11 protein-coding genes and 6 pseudogenes are annotated in these 20,001 nt (G+C 44.5%); 1 reads left to right on the top strand and 16 read right to left on the bottom strand.

The annotated features are described in order from the left end of the window. Positions 1-10: 10 nt before the first annotated feature. From dnaE to rpsB, 16 genes and pseudogenes are all read right to left on the bottom strand, one after another. A pseudogene (gene dnaE, locus AC0L66_RS04420) lies at positions 11-3,492 on the bottom strand (DNA polymerase III subunit alpha). A 46-nt stretch (positions 3,493-3,538) separates the two neighbouring features. Further along, a pseudogene (gene rnhB, locus AC0L66_RS04415) lies at positions 3,539-4,160 on the bottom strand (ribonuclease HII). Positions 4,161-4,165: 5 nt separating this feature from the next. Continuing rightward, positions 4,166-5,306: pseudogene (gene lpxB / locus AC0L66_RS04410) on the bottom strand (lipid-A-disaccharide synthase). A gap of 133 nt (positions 5,307-5,439) precedes the next feature. Then, a complete protein-coding gene (lpxA, locus tag AC0L66_RS04405) occupies positions 5,440-6,228 on the bottom strand; it encodes an acyl-ACP--UDP-N-acetylglucosamine O-acyltransferase (RefSeq protein WP_265674525.1) in 789 nt (262 codons plus the stop codon). A gap of 1 nt (position 6,229) precedes the next feature. Then, positions 6,230-6,661 carry a 3-hydroxyacyl-ACP dehydratase FabZ gene (gene fabZ, locus AC0L66_RS04400; protein ID WP_390902915.1) on the bottom strand — a complete coding sequence of 144 codons (432 nt, stop codon included), beginning with the start codon at positions 6,659-6,661 and terminating at the stop codon, positions 6,230-6,232. Between the two features lie 174 nt (positions 6,662-6,835). Then, a complete protein-coding gene (gene lpxD / locus AC0L66_RS04395) occupies positions 6,836-7,864 on the bottom strand; it encodes a UDP-3-O-(3-hydroxymyristoyl)glucosamine N-acyltransferase (RefSeq protein ID WP_265674607.1) in 1,029 nt (342 codons plus the stop codon). Positions 7,865-7,922: 58 nt separating this feature from the next. Next, positions 7,923-8,423 carry an OmpH family outer membrane protein gene (locus AC0L66_RS04390; RefSeq protein WP_250618387.1) on the bottom strand — a complete coding sequence of 167 codons (501 nt, stop codon included), beginning with the start codon at positions 8,421-8,423 and terminating at the stop codon, positions 7,923-7,925. Positions 8,424-8,509: 86 nt separating this feature from the next. After that, the gene (gene bamA / locus AC0L66_RS04385) at positions 8,510-10,948 is read right to left on the bottom strand and encodes an outer membrane protein assembly factor BamA (protein WP_473568483.1); all 2,439 of its coding nucleotides are present in this window, start codon (positions 10,946-10,948) and stop codon (positions 8,510-8,512) included. Positions 10,949-10,996: 48 nt separating this feature from the next. Further along, positions 10,997-12,360 (bottom strand): annotated as a pseudogene (gene rseP / locus AC0L66_RS04380) (sigma E protease regulator RseP). A gap of 106 nt (positions 12,361-12,466) precedes the next feature. Then, positions 12,467-13,665 (bottom strand): annotated as a pseudogene (ispC, locus tag AC0L66_RS04375) (1-deoxy-D-xylulose-5-phosphate reductoisomerase). A gap of 56 nt (positions 13,666-13,721) precedes the next feature. Then, positions 13,722-14,564: a phosphatidate cytidylyltransferase gene (locus AC0L66_RS04370; RefSeq protein ID WP_265674521.1), complete on the bottom strand. Its 843-nt coding sequence runs from the start codon at positions 14,562-14,564 to the stop codon at positions 13,722-13,724. Positions 14,565-14,576: 12 nt separating this feature from the next. Then, entirely contained in the window at positions 14,577-15,332 is a 756-nt protein-coding gene (locus AC0L66_RS04365) for an isoprenyl transferase (protein WP_265674520.1), read from the bottom strand. A 96-nt stretch (positions 15,333-15,428) separates the two neighbouring features. Continuing rightward, a complete protein-coding gene (gene frr, locus AC0L66_RS04360) occupies positions 15,429-15,986 on the bottom strand; it encodes a ribosome recycling factor (protein WP_250618337.1) in 558 nt (185 codons plus the stop codon). Between the two features lie 84 nt (positions 15,987-16,070). Beyond that, a complete protein-coding gene (gene pyrH, locus AC0L66_RS04355; RefSeq protein WP_250618336.1) occupies positions 16,071-16,802 on the bottom strand; it encodes a UMP kinase in 732 nt (243 codons plus the stop codon). A 201-nt stretch (positions 16,803-17,003) separates the two neighbouring features. Continuing rightward, positions 17,004-17,849 carry a translation elongation factor Ts gene (gene tsf, locus AC0L66_RS04350; RefSeq protein WP_265674519.1) on the bottom strand — a complete coding sequence of 282 codons (846 nt, stop codon included), beginning with the start codon at positions 17,847-17,849 and terminating at the stop codon, positions 17,004-17,006. 130 nt (positions 17,850-17,979) lie between these two features. Continuing rightward, entirely contained in the window at positions 17,980-18,714 is a 735-nt protein-coding gene (gene rpsB, locus AC0L66_RS04345) for a 30S ribosomal protein S2 (protein ID WP_250618334.1), read from the bottom strand. A gap of 372 nt (positions 18,715-19,086) precedes the next feature. Here rpsB and map point away from each other — a divergent pair. After that, positions 19,087-19,966, top strand: a pseudogene (gene map / locus AC0L66_RS04340) (type I methionyl aminopeptidase). Positions 19,967-20,001 lie beyond the last annotated feature (35 nt).

Raw genomic sequence — 20,001 nt, 5'->3', positions numbered from 1 at the left:
GAGGACCCAATTAGTTAAATTCGAGTTCTACCTGGTCTTGACCAAGTAACTGCTGTAATTCTTCTAACAACGTGTCGTTTGGCGTGACACGCCATTCTGTTCCCAGTGTTAGTTTTGCTCGCGCATCTTCACGCTGGTAATAAATATTAACTCGGTACTGTTCCAGCTTTATGTGGCGCTAGAATATCAGTAAAGCGTTGGTAAAAACGCTCATCAATTTGTTTTTCTAGCAACGAAATTGATAATCCACGAGTAAATTTCTCGCGTGCGCTTCCCAAGTCTAAAACTTCGCGGGCGGACATTTTAAGCCCACCATTGAAGTCATCAAAGCTGACCTGTCCAGAAACGACCACTATTTTGTCTTTTTCGAGCAATTCAGCATATTTATCTAGCGCATCTGAGAACAACATCACTTCCATACGTCCAGAACGGTCGTCCAATGTCATCAAACCAATACGATTACCACGCTTTGTTGTCATCACTCTCGCAGCAATCACTAAGCCGGAAAGTGTTAACGACTGATCTCGTCGTGTTGGCGTCGCTTCATTTAGTCGACAACTGGTGCATTTATTCAGTTCCCTTAAATACGCATTAATGGGATGGCTTAATAAATAAAGACCGAGTGTTTCTCGTTCTCCCTCTAACCACACTTTTTCAGGCCATGCTGGTACCTGAACGTATTTATGCTCAACGTCTTCTGGTGCTTCGGTCAATACCCCAAACATATCCGACTGGCCGAATGCTTCAGCCCCTGATGATGTTGGCTGGCGGCCTTCACTGCATCGTTAAGTGATGCCATCAACGCTGCTCGGTGTGGACCTAATCGGTCTAATGCGCCCGCCATAATCAGTTTTTCTATAACACGCTTGTTGACTTTTTTAAGGTCAAGACGTGCACAAAAGTCGAATAAGTCTCGGAAATGTCCACCTTTATTTCGTGCATCAATAATGGCTTCAATTGGACCTTCACCCACCCCTTTGATAGCGCCGATACCATAAACGATAGCACCATCATCATCGACATTAAAGCGATACAGCCCTGAGTTGATATCTGGTGGCAACAACTTAAGCTTCATGCGTAGACACTCGTCCACCAGTCCAATCACTTTTTCTGTGTTGTCCATATCCGCCGTCATTACCGCAGCCATGAACTCGGCAGGATAATGGGTTTTAAGCCATAGCGTCTGATAAGACACCAGCGCATAAGCGGCGGAGTGAGATTTATTAAAGCCATAGCCTGCAAACTTCTCAACCAGATCGAAGATCTTCATCGAGAGCTCACCATCCACGCCATTCGCCACCGCACCTTCTTCAAAGATAGTACGTTGCTTTGCCATCTCTTCTGGCTTTTTCTTACCCATCGCACGACGAAGCATATCGGCGCCGCCTAGCGTATAACCTACTAAAATTTGGGCAATTTGCATCACTTGTTCTTGATACAAGATAATGCCGTACGTCGGCTCTAACGTCTCTTTTAGTGACTCATGTTGCCATTTTTCATCTGGGTATGAGACGGCTTCGCGACCATGTTTACGGTCGATAAAGTTATCTACCATGCCTGATTGCAATGGACCTGGACGGAAAAGCGCCACCAAAGCGATAATATCTTCGAAACAGTCTGGTTGAAGACGTTTGATCAAGTCTTTCATACCACGTGATTCCAATTGGAACACGGCCGTTGTTTCAGAGTTTTGCAGTAGTCTAAACGATGCGGGGTCTTCTAAAGGGATCGACTCAATACGAACCGGGTCTTTGCCTTCTTTTTCCAAACGCGGATTAATCAGCCCCAGCGCCCAGTCAATGATGGTCAATGTTCTTAAACCTAAGAAATCGAACTTAACCAAGCCTGCGGTTTCAACGTCATTCTTATCAAACTGAGTGACGGGGAAGTTACCTTCTGCATCCGCATAAATTGGGGCAAAATCCGTGATCGTGGTAGGCGAAATAACAACCCCACCCGCGTGCTTACCCGCATTACGCGTACAACCTTCCAGAATTCGACACATATCAATCAAATCGCGGACTTCTTCATCGCCATCATATAACTGAGGCAATGCAGGTTCAGCCTTGAAGGCTTTTTCCAGCGTCATCCCCGGATCTGGTGGGATCAATTTTGAAATCCGATCCACAAAGCCAAAGGGGTGTCCTAAGACACGACCAACATCTCGAATAACCGCTTTAGCGGCCATGGTACCGAAAGTGATGATTTGAGATACCGCATCACGCCCATACATTTCAGCTACATGGTCGATAACCTGATCACGCTTGTCCATGCAGAAATCGATATCGAAATCGGGCATGGAGACACGTTCTGGATTCAAAAAACGTTCGAACAGTAAGTCATATTCCAACGGATCTAAGTCAGTGATCTTTAGCGCATAGGCAACAAGTGAACCCGCACCAGAGCCTCGTCCTGGCCCAACAGGGATATCATTGTCCTTGGACCACTGAATAAACTCCATTACGATCAAGAAATAACCAGGAAAGCCCATTTCATTGACTACATCGAGCTCTATTTGCAAGCGTTCATCATATTCTGGACGACGCTTAGTCCGCTCTTCTTCATCTGGAAATAAAAACTCAAGTCGCTCTTCTAAGCCTTCTTGTGATTTTTTCACTAAGAAGTCCGTTTCCAGCATCCCTTCCGTCGGGAACGCAGGCAGGAAATACTCATCTAAGCGAACCGTTACGTTACAGCGCTTCGCGATTTCAACTGAGTTCTGCAGCGCTTCAGGGATATCAGCAAATAACTCACACATTTCTTCTTCAGAACGAAGGTACTGCTGTGCGCTATAACGCTTTGGTCGTTTAGGATCATCAATCGTGTAACCATCATGAATCGCGACGCGAATTTCATGGGCATCAAACAGTTCAGGTTCGACAAAAACGACTTCATTCGTGGCAACAACAGGTAAACCTCGCGCTTCGGCAATTTCAATTGCAAAGTGCAAGTAGCTCTCTTCGTCAGGACGACCCGTACGCAGTAACTCGAGGTAAAATCGGTCGGTAAAATGGGTTTCGTAAAACTCCAGACATTGATTCGCTAACGCACGGTTACCTTTTAACAATGCCCTACCGACTTCGCCATTCTTGCCTCCAGAAAGTACGATTAAACCTTCTGATAGCTCAGGGAGCCATGCTTTATCAATCACTGGCTGGTGCTGGACATGGCCGCGAAGATAAGCTTTGGAAATGAGCAATGTCAGGTTGTTGTAGCTATGTTATTGATAGCAAGAACCGTAATACTCGTCAGTTCATCGCCAAACTCATCGGACTGCATTGCAAAATCAGCACCAATGATGGGCTTAATTCCGCAACCATGTGCATTGCTGTAAAACTTCACTAAGCCACACAAGTTAGTAAAGTCGGTAAGCGCCATAGCTGGCATATTCATCTCAGCAACTTTCTTGACGAGTGGCGGCACTTTCGATAGGCCATCCACCATAGAAAAGTCACTATGTACACGCAGGTGTATAAACTTGGGATCTGACATACTAAATCCTAATTGTCACGATAGTGTGATTCATGGTCATCATTACTTATTCGATACCCAACGCGCGTTTAACCAGCTTTAAAACTTTTGCGGTGCTCGTCAATAACACCATGTTGCTCAATCGCATCAAAATGTGCTTTTGTCGGATAACCTTTGTGTTTAGCAAAACCAAATTGAGGGTGACGTTTATCCAACTCGTCCATTTCCGCATCCCGTACCACTTTAGCAATAATGGATGCCGCGCTAATTTCCGAGACGCGCAAGTCCCCTTTTACCACGGCTTGTGAGTCCATCGTTAAACTCGGAGTGCGATTGCCGTCAATCAACACAAGATCAGGACTGACTTGAAGCCCAGCAACCGCTCGTTGCATCGCGACCATCGTTGCTTGAAGAATATTCAATTCATCAATCTCTTCTGGCGAGCAACGCCCTACTGCCCATGCTAACGCTTTTTCTTTAATTTCTGGGTAGAGCGCTAACCGTTTTTTTTCCGACAGCTTTTTGGAGTCAGCCAGACCCGATATCGGGTTATTTGGATCTAAAATGACCGCGGCAGTCACGACGTCCCCAACTAGTGGTCCACGCCCAACCTCATCCACCCCTGCAATCATGCTATAACCATGCGGATATTCAAAAGGCGGATACTCTACAGGCGTTTTCTTGGTCATGTTCTTCACTTATTAATTAGTTTTAATACGGCTTGAGCGGCTTGCTCATCCGCGTTTTTCCGGATCCAATGATGCATTTCGGTGAACTTGTCTAGCACCGCGGTGTTATCTTGGTTTAATAATACGGTTAACGCATTATACAGATTTTCGACCGTACACGCGTCCATCAAGCATTCTTCTACGATCCCATCATCGGCTAAAATATTCGGCAAGGACACGTACTTGGTTTTCACTAAGCGCTTGGCTAAAAATGTTGTGATCGCATTCATTTTGTAACCAACAACCATCGGCCTTTTTATTAACATACACTCTAGTGCTACCGTTCCCGATGCGAGCAACACGACATCAGCAGCGGTGATGACGTTTCTCGCGGTATCTTGAACAATGTGAAAATCTAACTCTGGAGCGAAGGTTTTCCAAGCTTCGACAAACTGCTGTCGGCGCTTGTCATTGACCGCTGCAACCACGAAGCCTAAATTAGGATCATCAGCGTGCAGTCTTTGACAAGTTTCGATAAACGGCTGAGACAACATCTTAAGTTCATTATTTCGGCTTCCTGGTAACACTGCGAGCCAGGTTTTATCTTGCTCAAGACCTAACAGTGCGCGCGCGGAATGCTGATCTGACTGCAAAGGAATGGCATCAGCTAACGTATGACCAACGAATTCGCAAGGCACATTGTGCTGATCATAGAATGCCTTTTCAAATGGTAAAAACGCCAATACAAGATTGGTGGCTTCGCCAATTTTAATAATGCGTTTTTGTCGCCAGGCCCAAACCGAAGGGCTGACATAATGTACCGTCGGTGTGCCCGCTCTTTTAAGGTCAAGCTCTAACCTTAAGTTGAAATCGGGAGCATCAATACCAACAAAGACATCAACGGGATTTTCAGAGAAGTAACGAACAAGCTCCGCCTTAACATGCAATAAACGTCTTAAGCGGCCCAATACCTCAACCAGGCCCATGACCGCAAGTTCTTCCATGTCAAATAGAGACTCACAACCTTGCGCAATCATTTTTGGCCCACCAATGCCGACAAATTCTGCATCAGGGTAGCGTTGTTTGATTGATGTAATGAAACCTTCACCTAACGTGTCACCGGATAACTCACCTAGCTACAATGCCAATTCGAAGTGGTCTTGCCATACTTTTTCCCTTTGTTGACGTCATTCGTACCCAAGTACGGTTCTGTTGAACCTAAAAGACAAAAAGACCGCTAAGTATCACACCTGCGATCTTTTGTTCTCGTCATTGACAGACGATACATGTGTGTCCGGGTTTAGCGGATAATGCCACGCTCTGAGTTTTCGAAACTGTCGATCAGACGACGAACAGCTGGAAACTCTATCGCCATTTCTTCTAAAACGGGCTTCACTTCCGCTAACGTTTTGCCAGAACGGTACATTTCTTTATACGCTTTTTGTAGTGCTCTTAGTTCCGGTTTTTCAAAACCATTGCGCTTCAAGCCAACTAAATTAAGACCGAATGGCGTGGCATGATTACCTTGCGCGAGTACATACGCTGGGACATCTTGAACAACTGCTGAACACCCGCCAACGTAAGCATAAGCGCCAACAGTACAAAATGGATGAATCGCAGACAGCGCCATCACACCAGCATAATCACCGACTGTCACATGCCCACCCAAAATAGCATTGTTACCAATGTGAGTATGGTTTCCAACAATCACGTCATGGGCTATGTGCGCGTTCACACACAGTAAGTTATCATCACCCACAACCGTTTGTGTTTTATCTTGAGTGGTACCACGATGAATCTGAGCACTTTCACGAATGACGTTACGATCGCCAATAATCACTTTCGTGTCTTCACCACCGTATTTCTTATCTTGGTTTTCTTCACCAATGATAGCTTGTGGGAAGATACGGTTATCACAACCAATCGTAGTATTACCTTTAATGACAACATGCGACATGATTTCGTTATTTTCACCAATCGACACGTCGCCTGAGATGTAAGTAAATGGGCCAACGCTGCTGTTCGCACCAATAGACACATTGCCTTCAATCACTGCACTTGGGTGAATTTTCGCGGTTTCATGAATCATACTAGAACTCTCGACGGGCACATTTCAATTCAGCGGAACAAACAACTTCGCCATCAACTTTTGCAACGCCATTAAAGGCTGCAATGCCACGGCGTTCTTTTAGGAATTCGACTTCAATAACCAATTGGTCACCAGGTGTCACTGGCTTACGGAACTTCGCTTTATCAACACTAGCAAAGTAGTAAAGCTCATTACCCTGAGGGGCGCCAAAAGATTTAAATGCCAATAACCCAGTAGCTTGAGCCATTGCTTCAAGAATCAAGACACCTGGAAACACGGGCATCTGAGGAAAGTGACCCGTGAATTGAGGCTCATTAACTGATACGTTTTTGATCGCCTTTAAGTATTTTGCTTCTTCGTAGTCGGTAACACGGTCAACCAACAGAAAAGGATAACGGTGAGGTAATAGTTCCTGAATTTCAGTGATGGTCATTATTTTAGTATCAGTACTCAAAGCTATATTCCTATTTCAATTCTTATATCTTACTACAGGCATTATATACCCAAATCCACTTGAGTGGCAGTTAGGGCTGTTAAGATGTAGATAAGCAAACAAACAATAAAAAGACCCGCCTATTGCGAGTCTTTTTTAAAGAAGATAAAAGTCTTAGTCTTCTTTATCAATTAACTGTTTTTCAGCGGCTTTAAGTCGCTTGTTCATATCATCGATACGATGTACACGAGCGGCTGTTTTACGCCACTCTTTGTTGGTTTGCAATGGGATACCAGAAGAATAAATCCCCTTGTCTGTAATGCTTCGCATCACCATCCCCATACCGGTAACAATGACACCATCGGCAATTTCAATATGACCGTTAATGACACTACCACCACCAATCTGACAGTACTTGCCTATTGACGTGCTGCCAGCAATGATTGTACCACCAGCAAGCGCAGTACCATATCCGATGTGCACGTTGTGAGCAATCTGTAACTGATTGTCGATAATAACATTATCTTCAATAACTGTATCATCAAGCGCACCACGATCTATCGTCGTACAAGCCCCGATCTCAACACGATTACCAATACGAACCGTGCCGACTTGGGGAATTTTCACCCACTCGCCTTTCTCGTTTGCATAACCAAAACCGTCGGAGCCAATCACCGTGTTTGCTTGGACTAAACAGTGCTCACCTAACTCAACACGATGATAAATGCTGACATTTGACCATAATTGAGTATGAGCACCTAACTTGGCACCCTTACCTATAAAGCAACCCGCGCCAACGCTAACGTTGTCCGCCAGCTCTGCCCCGGCTTCAATCACAGCATTAGCGCCAACAGAAACATTTGCTCCCAATTTAGCCTCAGAAGAAATAACCGCAGTCGCGGCAATACCTTCAGCTGCTTTTGGCGTTGAATCCAAGGCTTGGGCCACTTTTGCGTAAGCCACATAAGGATCGGCAACCACTAGAGCGTTGGTATGACAATGCTCTAGTTCAGCGGCTTTAACCATGACGGCAGAAGCGTGACTCTCCGCTAAATGCTTTGCATATTTTGCATTTGTCAGGAAAGTAATCTCACCTTTACCAGCACTATCCATTGGCGCAACCGCATGGATACGAGTGTCCCCGTCGCCATGTAATTGGCCGTTGGTGATTTCAGCAAGTTTCGCTAAAGTCATTTCTGTCATCATTGTCCTACCGCTTTCTCAATCTATTGCTTTCTGTTCAATTACTTAATCGAATCAACTATTTAAGTGAATCAATAACGTTTTGAGAGATATTGAACTCTTCTTTCGCGTAACCGACCGCTTGAATGTCAATGATCATGTCGTAGCCTTGCTTCTCTGCGACTTTCTCTACTGCCTCTTGGATCACTTTAAATAGCTTTTGCTTTTCTTCTGCTTCACGACGTTGGCTTGCTTTTTCTAGAGCCTGACCTTTGATTTTGTACTTACTATCAAGTTGACCGATCTCGATACGAAGTTTTTCTACTTCTTCTGTACCTAATAGCTCGCCATCACGTTGTAGCTTTTCCATTTTCTTAGCCGCATCCGCTTGAATAGCTTGCAATTCCGCCGCTTTATCTTTGAATTCACTTTGAAGCTTTTGAAGAACAGCCTCACGTTGTGGTAACGCTTGGAACACCTGAAGCGTATTCACATAACCAATTTTTTGTGCCGCTTCCGCTGCATTAGCAAAAAGTGAAGACGTTAGGATTACCAGGCCAAGACCAGCCGCTTTCATCATGTTTTTCAAGGTCAATTCCTCTATTTATATGCAATATTCTATCGCCTATCAACTAGGCTCTAAAGTTTAAATTCTGCGCTCTAATACTAGAACGTATTACCAATCGTAAATGTGAAGGCTTCTGTTTTATCACCTTCAAACTTCTTAACTGGTGTTGCTAGTGAAAATACCAATGGTCCCATTGGAGACATCCATTGAACTGCTACGCCGACAGATGCTCGATAATTCGATGGATCCGAGTAATCGTAATAGTATTTCTGCCCTGACATGTTAGGGTCCGGTGACAAATACGTAAACTCTGTATCCCATAAGCTCGCGGCATCAAAGAACACACTGGTACGAATTTGGTTGCGAAACTCGTCAGACGCAAATGGTGTCGGTACGATAAGTTCAACACTCGCTAATGCAACCGCGTTACCACCCACCGACTGCTCAGTTGCGGAATAACATGGGTTATTGCCACCAACATTACTTGAACAGCCGTTAGGATCATCATAAACGGCTTTCGGGCCTACCGAGTTTTGTCTAAAGCCACGTAACGTAGAGAAACCACCGACATAGAAGTTCTCGTAGAATGGCAACAGGTTGTCATTACCATTGGTTTGTCCGTAACCGTTACCGTAACCCAATCGACCTTTTAACAATAACGTAAAATTGTGACTTTGTGTTATCGGAAAATACTGCCTAACGTCATATTGTGTCTTGAAGTATTGAACATCCGAGCCAGGAACCGTCACCTTACCATAGAGTTTTTGATGGTTACCCGCTGTCGGGAAGCGACCACGGTTCAAGTTGTTTCGAGTCCATGCCGCTGTCATGTGGAAATCATCGGTAATTAGGTTACCTTCCGCATCACGGTTCTTCTCTTGCGCTTGTAAGAATTTTTCAATCTGTACGTATTCTTTGATGTTGCCAAGGCGACTGTGGGTATAACCACCACCAAATTCAACGTAGTTTAGTTCGTCAACCGGGAAACCCCAAGTCAGCGTTCCGCCGTAGCTTTGGTCGGTATAGTCAATAATACCCGCTTTAGAGGCTTCAAATTCGTTGTAGAAAATCTGCCCACCTAAGCTGACACCATCCAAGTTCCAGTATGGGTCTCGGTAGTCTAAGGTAATGTTCTTTTGATACTTGTTGGTCATTGCGCTGATACCAACACGGTCACCGCTACCAGCAAAGTTATCTTGCTGTAGACCAACCTGGAAACTGATCCCTGATTCCGTACCATAGCCGACACCAAAGTTGACACTGCCAGAGTTGGCCTCTTTGACGTCATAAACTAAATCGACCTGGTCTTCAGAGCCTGGCACTCGAACCGTTTGTACATCTACGGTTTCAAAGAAGCCAAGACGGTTTAATCGGTCTTTACCTACATCGATAGATTTTGAGTTCAACCAACTGGCTTCCATTTGACGCATTTCACGACGTAACACTTCATCTTTCGTTGAATTGTTACCAGTGAAACGAATGTCACGCACGTAGATACGATTACCGGACTCGACATTAATGACCAAGGAAACTTGGTTATTCTCATCGTCAAACTCCGGAATAGTCCGTACTTGTGGGTAAGCATAACCTGATTCACCCAGTACTCGCTTAATGCTTTCCTCTAGCGCCGTGACACTTGAGCCATTATAGGTATCGCCGTCTTTAAACGGAACCATGCCTTGAAACTCAGCTTCTTTACCAATGAGTTGTCCGCGGAATTTCACCCCTTCGACCTGGTAAGGTGCGCCCTCATCAATGCCTAGCGTAATGTAGACACCTTTTTTATCCGGAGAGATAGAGACTTGTGTGGTATCGACTTTAAACTTCAAGTAACCACGATCAAGGTAATAGGATTTCAATGCTTCAATATCACCAGCCAATACTTGCTTCTGGTATTTATCGTCGGCAAGGAAGTTCCACCATGCAACGTCTACATTCAAATTAAAGCGAGAACGCAACTCATCATCGGTAAAGACTTGGTTGCCGATGAAGTTAATCTGCTTAATTTTCGCAGATACGCCCTCGGTAAAGACAAATTTCAAATCCGAACGATTACGTGGCAATGGCGTCACAACCGCCTGCACTTTAGCGTTGTATTTACCCACGCTATAGTAAAAGTCTTCTAACCCTTTTTCTATATTGCTCAGCGTCGTACGATCGAGCGCTTCACCAACAATAACACCAGACGCGTCCAAGTTTTGCTGTAGCTGCTCTTCCTTAATCGCGTCATTTCCTGAGAACGAAATGCTGGCAATTGTCGGACGCTCTGTCACCTGAACAACAAGCGCATCTTGATCTCGCAAAACCTTGATGTCTTCAAAGTTACCAGACTTGTAGAGCGCGTTAATAATTTCTGAGATATCCTTCCCATCAACCGTGTCACCAATTCGTACTCTAAGCATTTTCAATAGCGCAGCACCCAGTGCTACCCTTTGCAAGCCTTCAATACGAATGTCCTGTACAACAAAATCCTCAGCTCCATTCGCCGACACACTGGTCGCTAGTAGAGACGCGAATAGAATATGCTTAATCGCCATACCTGCTCTAATTAATCCTTTGCTAATACTGCTGCCTAAATTCTGATATCAGAGGCGTGTAAAATCGTTAAAAATTGCGATCAACATGAGTGAAAAAATAATCGCCCCACCCACTCGATAACCCATTTCTTGTATTTTTTCTGGCATCGGTCTCACGAATGACCGCTTCGATTGCAAAAAACAGCAAATGACCACCGTCTAGCATCGGTAATGGCACCAAATTTATTATTCCAAGGTTGACACTAATCAGCGCTAAAAAGCCTAAAAAGTACACCAAACCATAATCGGCCGTCGCCCCTGCTCCCTTTGCAATGGAAATAGGGCCACTTAAATTGTTAAGACCCACATCACCCGTAATCAGCTTTTTCAGCATGGAAACGGTGAGTTCTATAATCTGGCCAGTTTTAACAAATGCTCGCCCAACAGATTCAACCGGACCATACTGGAGATCAAAACGATAATCTTCGGGCCACGCTTCCATTTCTGGTGCGATACCAGCGAAACCAATTGTAGTCCCATCCTTCAATGTTCTTGAATTTGGCATCAGCGATAGTGTCATGTCGTCGCCGTTTCTATCAACCGTGACATCAACTGGTGTATTAGGGTTCGCTTGAATCGCATTGACGACTTGTTGCCATTGCTGGATAGCTTGTCCGTCAATCGCAATAATCTTGTCGCTTGAGCTAAAATGCCTGCTGCCGCACCAGCGCCATCACTACTCACATTTGCTAATGTCGTTTTGATGGACGGCGAGTACGGTCTAAAACCAAGCGTCCCCATAGCAGACTCTGTTTCTGGGTTAAAGTTCCAACCAGACAGGTCAAATGTTAATTTTTTATCCGTTCCTATTTGGTCACTGGATGAAACTGTGACCGTCATTTGATTATCTCCAATATGAGATACCAAACCCAAATTCACCGACTCCCAATCTAGCGTTTGCTTACCATCAACAGATTTAATCTGCATTCCGGGTTCGAAACCAGCTTGGGCAGCAATAGAATGCGGCGTCACTTCACCGATCACAGGCTTTACAGCAGGAACACCAATCAGAAACACTAACCAATAGGCAAACACGGCAAAAATAAAGTTAAATGCTTGGGTCCAGCCCCCACAATAGCGGTTCTTTTCCAAAGAGGCTTTTTGTCAAAAGCATACTTGTGATCCGCCTCAGAGACTTCGTCAACACGGCTATCTAGCATCTTGACATAGCCACCAAGAGGAATCATCGCAACACTGTATTCAGTGCCATCGCTGCCCGTCTTTGACCAGATAGATTTACCGAACCCAATCGAAAACTTTTCGACGTAAACGCCACACTTCCTTGCCACCCAAAAATGGCCGAACTCGTGCACAGCGACGAGCACTCCTAGGGCGATCACAAAGGAGGCAAAGTTCCACAGTATGTCTGTCATAGTCAATTATCTCTCATGGCTCATACGCCTTGTGATGATGGTTACTAGTGATGGTTACTAGTGATAGTTATTAGTACGCGCTGAGCTCAGCTCACTGCCAGCGTTGTTACTTACTGTGTACAATCTCGCCCGCATAGATTCGAGCCATTCTATCTAGCTCAAGAATGCTTTCCAAGTCACTTAACACGTTATATTGGTTTGATGCACAAACCTTCGACATAACACGCTCATTTATCATGCTAATATCGGTGAAGCTTATCCCACCCGATAAAAAGGCTTCAACCGCGACCTCATTAGCAGCGTTAATAGCGGTTGTCGCATGCTGACCTTCATAACAAGCTTCAATCGCTAGAGCAAGACATGGGTAACGTTCAAAATCAACCTCTAAGAAGGTCAGCTCATTCATCTTAGTAAAGTCTAGAGATGGAACGCCCGCCGGGATTCGCTCTGGGTACGACATCGAGTAAGCGATCGGTGTTGCCATATCAGGCTGCCCCATTTGCGCGAGTACAGAGCCATCTTGATATTGAACCATAGAATGGATCACAGATTGAGGATGAATAATAACCTTCAGCTGATCTTTATTAGTGTTAAACAGCCATTTAGCTTCAATAAACTCCAGCCCTTTATTCATCATTGTCGCGGAGTCCACCGAAATTTTAGGTCCCATAGACCAATTAGGGTGAGCAATCGCTTGTGCTGGTGTCACTGACGACAGGCTAGATACATCACTATAACGGAATGGACCACCGGAGCTGGTTAATAATATATGCTCAATCCCAGCTTGCGCTAAATCACAATAGCCAAGATCGGTTTGAATTGAAGTCGGCAAGCATTGGAAGATAGCATTATGCTCACTATCGACGGGAAGAAGCTGAGCCCCAGAAGTACGAACCGCATCAATAAACAGTTGCCCAGACATGACCAAGGCTTCTTTATTGGCAAGGAGTATACGCTTACGGCCTTCACCGCGGCTAGAGTCGGTAATAAGCCTGCAGCACCCACAATGGCAGCCATAACCATATCAACGTCATCATCAGCTGAAACCTGGCACATTGCATCCTGTCCGAACAGGATCTGAGTATCGACCAAACCGTTTAGCTCTGTTCGCAGACGTTTCGCATCACTCTCTTCTGCAACTACAGCAAATTTAGGCTGCCATTGCAGGCACAGTGCGGCCATTTTGGTCACATTTTTGCCGCCTACTAGAGCATAGATTGAGTAAAGCGAAGGGTTTTGAGCGACCACTTTAAGGGTGCTTGCGCCAATAGAGCCTGTAGCACCAAGGATGGTTAAATTTTGCATGCTAGTACAACCGCTTATCGAACATAAAGAGGGTGATGAACACCCTCTTTATGAGATTAGAAAATGAGATAAAGAAGAGCAAAAATTGGGAATGCGGCCGTTAAACTGTCAACGCGATCCAATACGCCTCCATGACCTGGAATAATGTTGCTGCTGTCCTTTATTTTAGACACACGCTTGAACATACTCTCAACAAGATCGCCCAACACTGAGATGACAACCGTAGCTAATGTAATGAAAACCATGCTAGTTGCGCTGGTAAACTCAATATCAAACATAATCGAGCTTCCCCATGCCACACCTAGCGCCGTAACAATTCCCCCTAACAAACCTTCAATCGTTTTATTAGGACTGACATGAGGAGCCATTTTTCGTTTACCCAAGCTTTTACCCGCAAAATAGGCACCACTATCTGCTGCCCAAACGATAAGGCAAACAAACAACACGAGTTTAGCACCGTGGTAAGGGTCTTGATGATACGCTTGAGCACGAAGTATGAGTATACTCCATAAAAACGGCAGCAGAGTTAATAAGCCAAATAGGTGTCGTAGCAGATTAGAATGCTGCCAATAGTTAGCCGATTTAGGGTATGTCATAGCGAGACCACTGGCGATCAACCACCAACTACATCCCACACCCAATATAGTAATATGAGCTAACCCGACTTGATTAAATGCTATGACGTCAACTGGAATAAGCAATACCGATAACGCGATAGCAATCACAGGTGGCAGCATGGCGACAAGACGCGATGGCGTTAACGTAAATTGTGTCCATTCCCACGCGCCAATAAGGGTAATGGCAGCAACCGCTATCATAAACCACAAAAATGGCAGAGAAAAAATACCCCAAACCACCAGCGGAGCGAGGATTAGAGCTGTTATAATTCGTTGTTTCAAACTAAATCGTCCTTAATTGGCTTCCATTAACGCTTTGACTTGCTCTCCGGTACAACCAAAACGCCGTTCGCGATTCACAAACCAAGTGATAGCTTCCACTAAGCTGTCTTCATTGAACTCAGGCCAAAATTGTTCAGTAAAATACATTTCTGCATACGCCATTTGCCAAAGCATGAAGTTACTAATACGGCATTCACCACTGGTGCGGATAAGTAAATCAACATCCGGTAAATCCGACATTGTGACATGTTCGGATATCATATCTTCCGTGATATCGGCTGCTTTTAGCTCACCACGCTCTACTCGAGCAGCAACGTTTTTCAACGCCTCAGTGATATCCCATTTACCGCCATAATTGGCAGCAATATTAATGACCATACCGGTATTGTTTTCAGTCAACGCTTCCGCATCTGCAATTTTACGCTGTAGTCGGTCATTGAAACGGGTGATATCACCAATAATACGAAGTCGTAGATTATTCTTATGCAGTTTTTTGATTTCACTAGATAGAACCGTAATAAACAGTTCCATTAGTAGCCCCACCTCTTCTTCAGGTCGTCGCCAGTTTTCGCTACTGAACGCAAAAAGAGTGATCGCTTTAATCTCTAGCTTAGCGGCTGCCGAAATGGTTTTTCTAACCGCAGAAACACCTTTCTTATGTCCAAATACACGAGGTTTTCCCTTAGATTTAGCCCAACGTCCATTTCCATCCATGATGATAGCAATGTGTTGAGGAAGGGAATCATTGAAGACTTCTGAGTTCTGCATAAAAGAGTTTAGTAATAATTTGGGACAAACAGAGTAGCATAAAAAAACGCTGGGCTGTCAGCACAGCGTTTTTTCACAGGTGCAAGTGGTTAAGAATTAAACTTCCATTAACTCTTTTTCTTTTGCTGCTAATGTATCATCTACATTTTTTACAGCAATGTCAGTCAGCTTTTGAATCTCATCTTGCGCTTTACGATCTTCGTCTTCAGAGATTTCTTTGTCTTTTAATAGTGCTTTAAGATCACCATTTGCATCACGACGGATATTACGGATCGCCACTCGACCACCCTCAGCTTCGCCACGAACAATCTTAACAAGGTCCTTACGACGCTCTTCTGTCAACGGTGGTAGTGGTACACGAATAACCGTACCTGCTGACATAGGGTTCAAGCCTAAATCGGACATTAGGATTGCTTTTTCAACTTTTTGCGTCAGCTCTTTATCAAATACTGTAATAGCAAGAGTTCGTGCATCTTCAGCGATAACGTTAGCAACCTGATTCAACGGAGTCGGCGCGCCATAGTATTCAACAGAAAGACCCTGAAGTAGACTTGGATGTGCACGACCTGTGCGAATTTTTGATAGATTGTTTTTTAGTGCTTCAACACTTTTTTCCATACGCTCTTGAGCGTCTTGCTTAATTTCGTTAATCACAATATCACCTTAATAATGTGCACCTAAATGCGTGTACGCATTTAGGTTGTTTCTTTCGATAAATCCTAGTGACAGAGTTTACTCTTATTCTTCGTCACTGATAAGTGTGCCTTCCGTTTCACCCATCACAACTCGACGAAGTGCACCTGGCTTATTCATGTTGAAAACACGAATTGGCATTTTATGATCACGAGCCAGAGTAAACGCGGCTAAGTCCATAACCTTAAGTTCTTTATCTAGAACAGTATTGTAGGCAAGCTTATCATATAATTCAGCGTCTGGGTTAGAGACAGGGTCTGCACTGAATACGCCATCTACTTTTGTTGCTTTAAGCACAACGTCCGCTTCAATTTCAATACCACGTAAACAGGCTGCTGAATCAGTAGTAAAGAACGGGTTACCCGTACCTGCTGAGAAAATAACAACACGGCCCTGTCTTAATTCACGGATAGCGTCCGCCCAGTTGTAATCATCACACACACCCTTAAGAGGGATTGCAGACATCACGCGCGCATTCACGTAAGCACGGTGCAACGCATCACGCATTGCTAAACCGTTCATTACCGTCGCCAACATTCCCATATGGTCGCCCACTACACGGTTCATACCCGCTTCAGCAAGACCAGCACCACGGAAAAGGTTGCCACCACCGATGACAACACCAACTTGAACGCCCAGTTCCACCAGTTCTTTCACTTCTTGAGCCATACGCTCTAAGATTGATGGGTCAATACCAAAGCCTTCTTCGCCTTGCAGCGCTTCACCACTAAGTTTTAACAGAATGCGCTGATACGCTGGTTTTGGGTTCGTTGTCATGGAGTTCACCTTCCAAAGAGAGTTGTCGATTAACGGTCATGGATTAAGATTCATAAATAATATAGCACTCAAGGCAGGTAACAATGCCGATGCTCGCTAAGCAAATCTCAATTCATGACGGTTAAAAAATTACCACCTAGTCTACTCGCAAAAAGACCGTAGCCTTGGCTACGGTCTTTAATTCAACGAGACAAAAAAGGATTAACCTTTCTGTACCGCAGCTACTTCGTCAGCGAAGCTCATTTCAGCTGCTTTCTCGATACCTTCACCAACTTCTAGACGTACGAAGTTAGTTACTGTAGCGCCTTTCTCTTTCAAGATTTCGCCAACAGTTTTCTTAGGTTCCATGATGAAAGCTTGACCTGTTAGAGAGATTTCGCCCGTGAATTTCTTCATACGGCCGATAACCATTTTCTCAGCGATCTCTTGTGGTTTGCCTTCGTTCATTGCGATTTCAACTTGAACCGCTTGCTCTTTAGCAACTACATCTGCAGGTACGTCAGAAGGGTTTACGAACTCAGGCTTAGATGCTGCAACGTGCATAGCAACGTGCTTGATCGTTTCTGCGTCAGCTTCACCAGCTACAACAACACCGATACGGTCGCCGTGGCGGTAAGAACCAACGTTTGTGCCTTCGATGAATGCAACGCGACGGATGCTGATGTTCTCACCGATTTTAGTTACTAGAGCAATACGTGCATCTTCAAATTTAGCTTGAAGAGCAGCAGCGTCTAGTTTCTCAGCTAGAGCAGCGTCAGCTACTTCGTTAGCGAATGCAAGGAAGCTTGCATCTTTTGCTACGAAGTCAGTTTGGCAGTTCACTTCAACAAGAGCAGCAACGCCAGCATCTTCTTTAATGATAATTGTGCCTTCAGCAGCTACGTTGCCTGCTTTTTTAGCCGCTTTAGCCGCACCACTTTTACGCATGTTTTCAATTGCTAATTCGATATCAGCATTTGCTTCAACAAGCGCTTTTTTACATTCCATCATGCCAGCGGCTGTGCGCTCGCGAAGTTCTTTTACAAGAGCAGCAGTAACAGTTGCCATTCTTAAATCCTCAGTTGATTCTACACAAGGTAAAAATCAGGGGCTCTCATTGGGCCCCTGATGCTAACTATAACTTAGTTTATATGAAAACTAGACGTTGCCCAAAACTAAGTGTGACTTATAGTCGCTATTATTCAGCTTCTTCTACGAAACCGTCTTTCTCAGCAGCTACAGCAGCAACATCTTTGTTACGACCTTCTTTAACCGAGTCTGCAGCAGCGTTTAGGTAAAGCTGTACTGCACGGATTGCATCGTCATTACCAGGAATGATGAAGTCAACGCCGTCTGGGTTAGAGTTAGTATCAACTACAGCGTAAACTGGGATACCTAGGTTGTTTGCTTCTTTAACAGCGATGTGCTCGTGATCAGCGTCGATTACGAATAGTGCGTCAGGAAGACCGCCCATGTTCTTGATACCACCAAGAGACTTCTCTAGCTTCTCCATTTCGCGAGTACGCATTAGAGCTTCTTTCTTAGTGATTTTCTCGAAAGTACCGTCTTGAGCTTGCGCTTCGTATTCTTTTAGACGCTTGATAGACTGACGAACTGTTTTGTAGTTCGTTAGCATGCCGCCCAACCAACGGTTGTTCACGTAGTACTGGTTGCTGTTGATTGCAGCTTCTTTAACAGCTTCAGACGCAGCGCGCTTAGTACCAACAAAAAGAACTTTACCTTTTTTCTCGCCGATTTTAGCTAGCTCAGCTAGTGCATCGTTGAACATAGGTACAGTTTTTTCTAGGTTGATGATATGAACTTTGTTACGAGCACCAAAGATGAATGGCTTCATTTTTGGGTTCCAGTAACGAGTTTGGTGACCGAAGTGAACACCAGCTTTAAGCATATCGCGCATTGATACAGTTGCCATTTTAAAATCCTCTATGGGGTTAGGCCTCCACATTTCCCATGAATCCGACTTGGTATGAATGATTACTCAAGCACCCCGGAACATGTGACGAAATGTGTGTGATTTAAATTAAAGTTAATGAGAAAACAAAGGCAGTTCGCCGCAAGGGAGAAACTGACTCTATATTCTGGCGCGCTTTATACCATATTTTGCCACCTCAATACCAGAAAAATCACAATAATTGAGCAAATTCAAACCACGCTCTAACGACATAAATGACCAAACCGAACTACCATTATCACAGCAACAATCTTAGAAACGAGTTTTATTCTTGTTGCGCTTAATCTCGTCGTTGTTAGAATAACGCGTCAAATTAGAGAGTAGAGAACACAAATGTCTATCAAAATCAAAACTGAAGCTGAAATCGAAAGAATGCGTATCGCAGGTAAACTTGCGGCCGAGCTTTTGGAAATGATCGAGCCCCACGTCAAAGAGGGCGCGACTACCGAGGAACTTGATAGAATTTGTGCTGACTACACGCGCAAAAACGGCGCATACTCAGCGCCTCTCGATTATCATGGTTATCCAAAGTCTATCTGTACTTCCATCAACCATATTGTTTGCCATGGCATCCCTGCTGAAAACGATGAAATGGGGACCACTGGCAAGACAAAACCAGCGGTACTCAAGAGCGGCGATATCGTCAACGTTGATGTCACCGTCATCATCCCAAACGATGATAATGCCTCGCTCGATACTCGACCTGAAGGCTATCACGGCGACACATCAAAAATGTTCTTAATTGGGGATGTTTCTCCAGCAGATAAACGCCTATGCATGGTGGCTCAAGAAGCACTGTATTTAGGCATGAAAACCGTCAAGCCTGGCTCAACCGTTGGCGCTATCGGTACAGAGATCGAGAAGTACATTAAGACCAATAATAAAAACAACCCTCGCGCTAAATTCTCAATCGTAAAAGATTTTTGTGGCCACGGTATTGGTTCTGAGTTTCATGAAGAACCTCAAGTTGTTCACTATAAAAATGCCGACCGCCGCGTGCTAAAAGAAGGCATGGTGTTTACCATCGAGCCAATGATTAATGCAGGTAAATTTGGTTGTAGCATCGACGCCGAAGATGACTGGACTGTTTATACTCGGTGATGGTAAAAACTCTGCGCAATGGGAACATACTATTGTTGTGACTAAAACAGGCTGTGAAGTCCTCACATTACGAGCTGAGGAAACCATTCCTCGCCATATGAACAACGCTTAATTGCTCCGTTATTTCGTCTTTTAAAAATATCCTCA

The sequence above is a fragment of the Vibrio sp. GJ43-1 genome (assembly GCF_055808835.1).
This window is presented reverse-complemented; position numbering and strand designations above follow the sequence as displayed.

Coding starts and splice junctions, on each gene's coding strand:
- lpxA (WP_265674525.1), bottom strand. CDS start 6,228: ATGATTCATGAAACCGCGAAAATTCACCCAAGTGCAGTGATTGAAGGC.
- fabZ (WP_390902915.1), bottom strand. CDS start 6,661: ATGACCATCACTGAAATTCAGGAACTATTACCTCACCGTTATCCTTTT.
- lpxD (WP_265674607.1), bottom strand. CDS start 7,864: ATGACAGAAATGACTTTAGCGAAACTTGCTGAAATCACCAACGGCCAA.
- AC0L66_RS04390 (WP_250618387.1), bottom strand. CDS start 8,423: ATGATGAAAGCGGCTGGTCTTGGCCTGGTAATCCTAACGTCTTCACTT.
- bamA (WP_473568483.1), bottom strand. CDS start 10,948: ATGGCGATTAAGCATATTCTATTCGCGTCTCTACTAGCGACCAGTGTG.
- AC0L66_RS04365 (WP_265674520.1), bottom strand. CDS start 15,332: ATGCAGAACTCAGAAGTCTTCAATGATTCCCTTCCTCAACACATTGCT.
- pyrH (WP_250618336.1), bottom strand. CDS start 16,802: ATGACAACGAACCCAAAACCAGCGTATCAGCGCATTCTGTTAAAACTT.
- tsf (WP_265674519.1), bottom strand. CDS start 17,849: ATGGCAACTGTTACTGCTGCTCTTGTAAAAGAACTTCGCGAGCGCACA.
- rpsB (WP_250618334.1), bottom strand. CDS start 18,714: ATGGCAACTGTATCAATGCGCGATATGCTTAAAGCTGGTGTTCACTTC.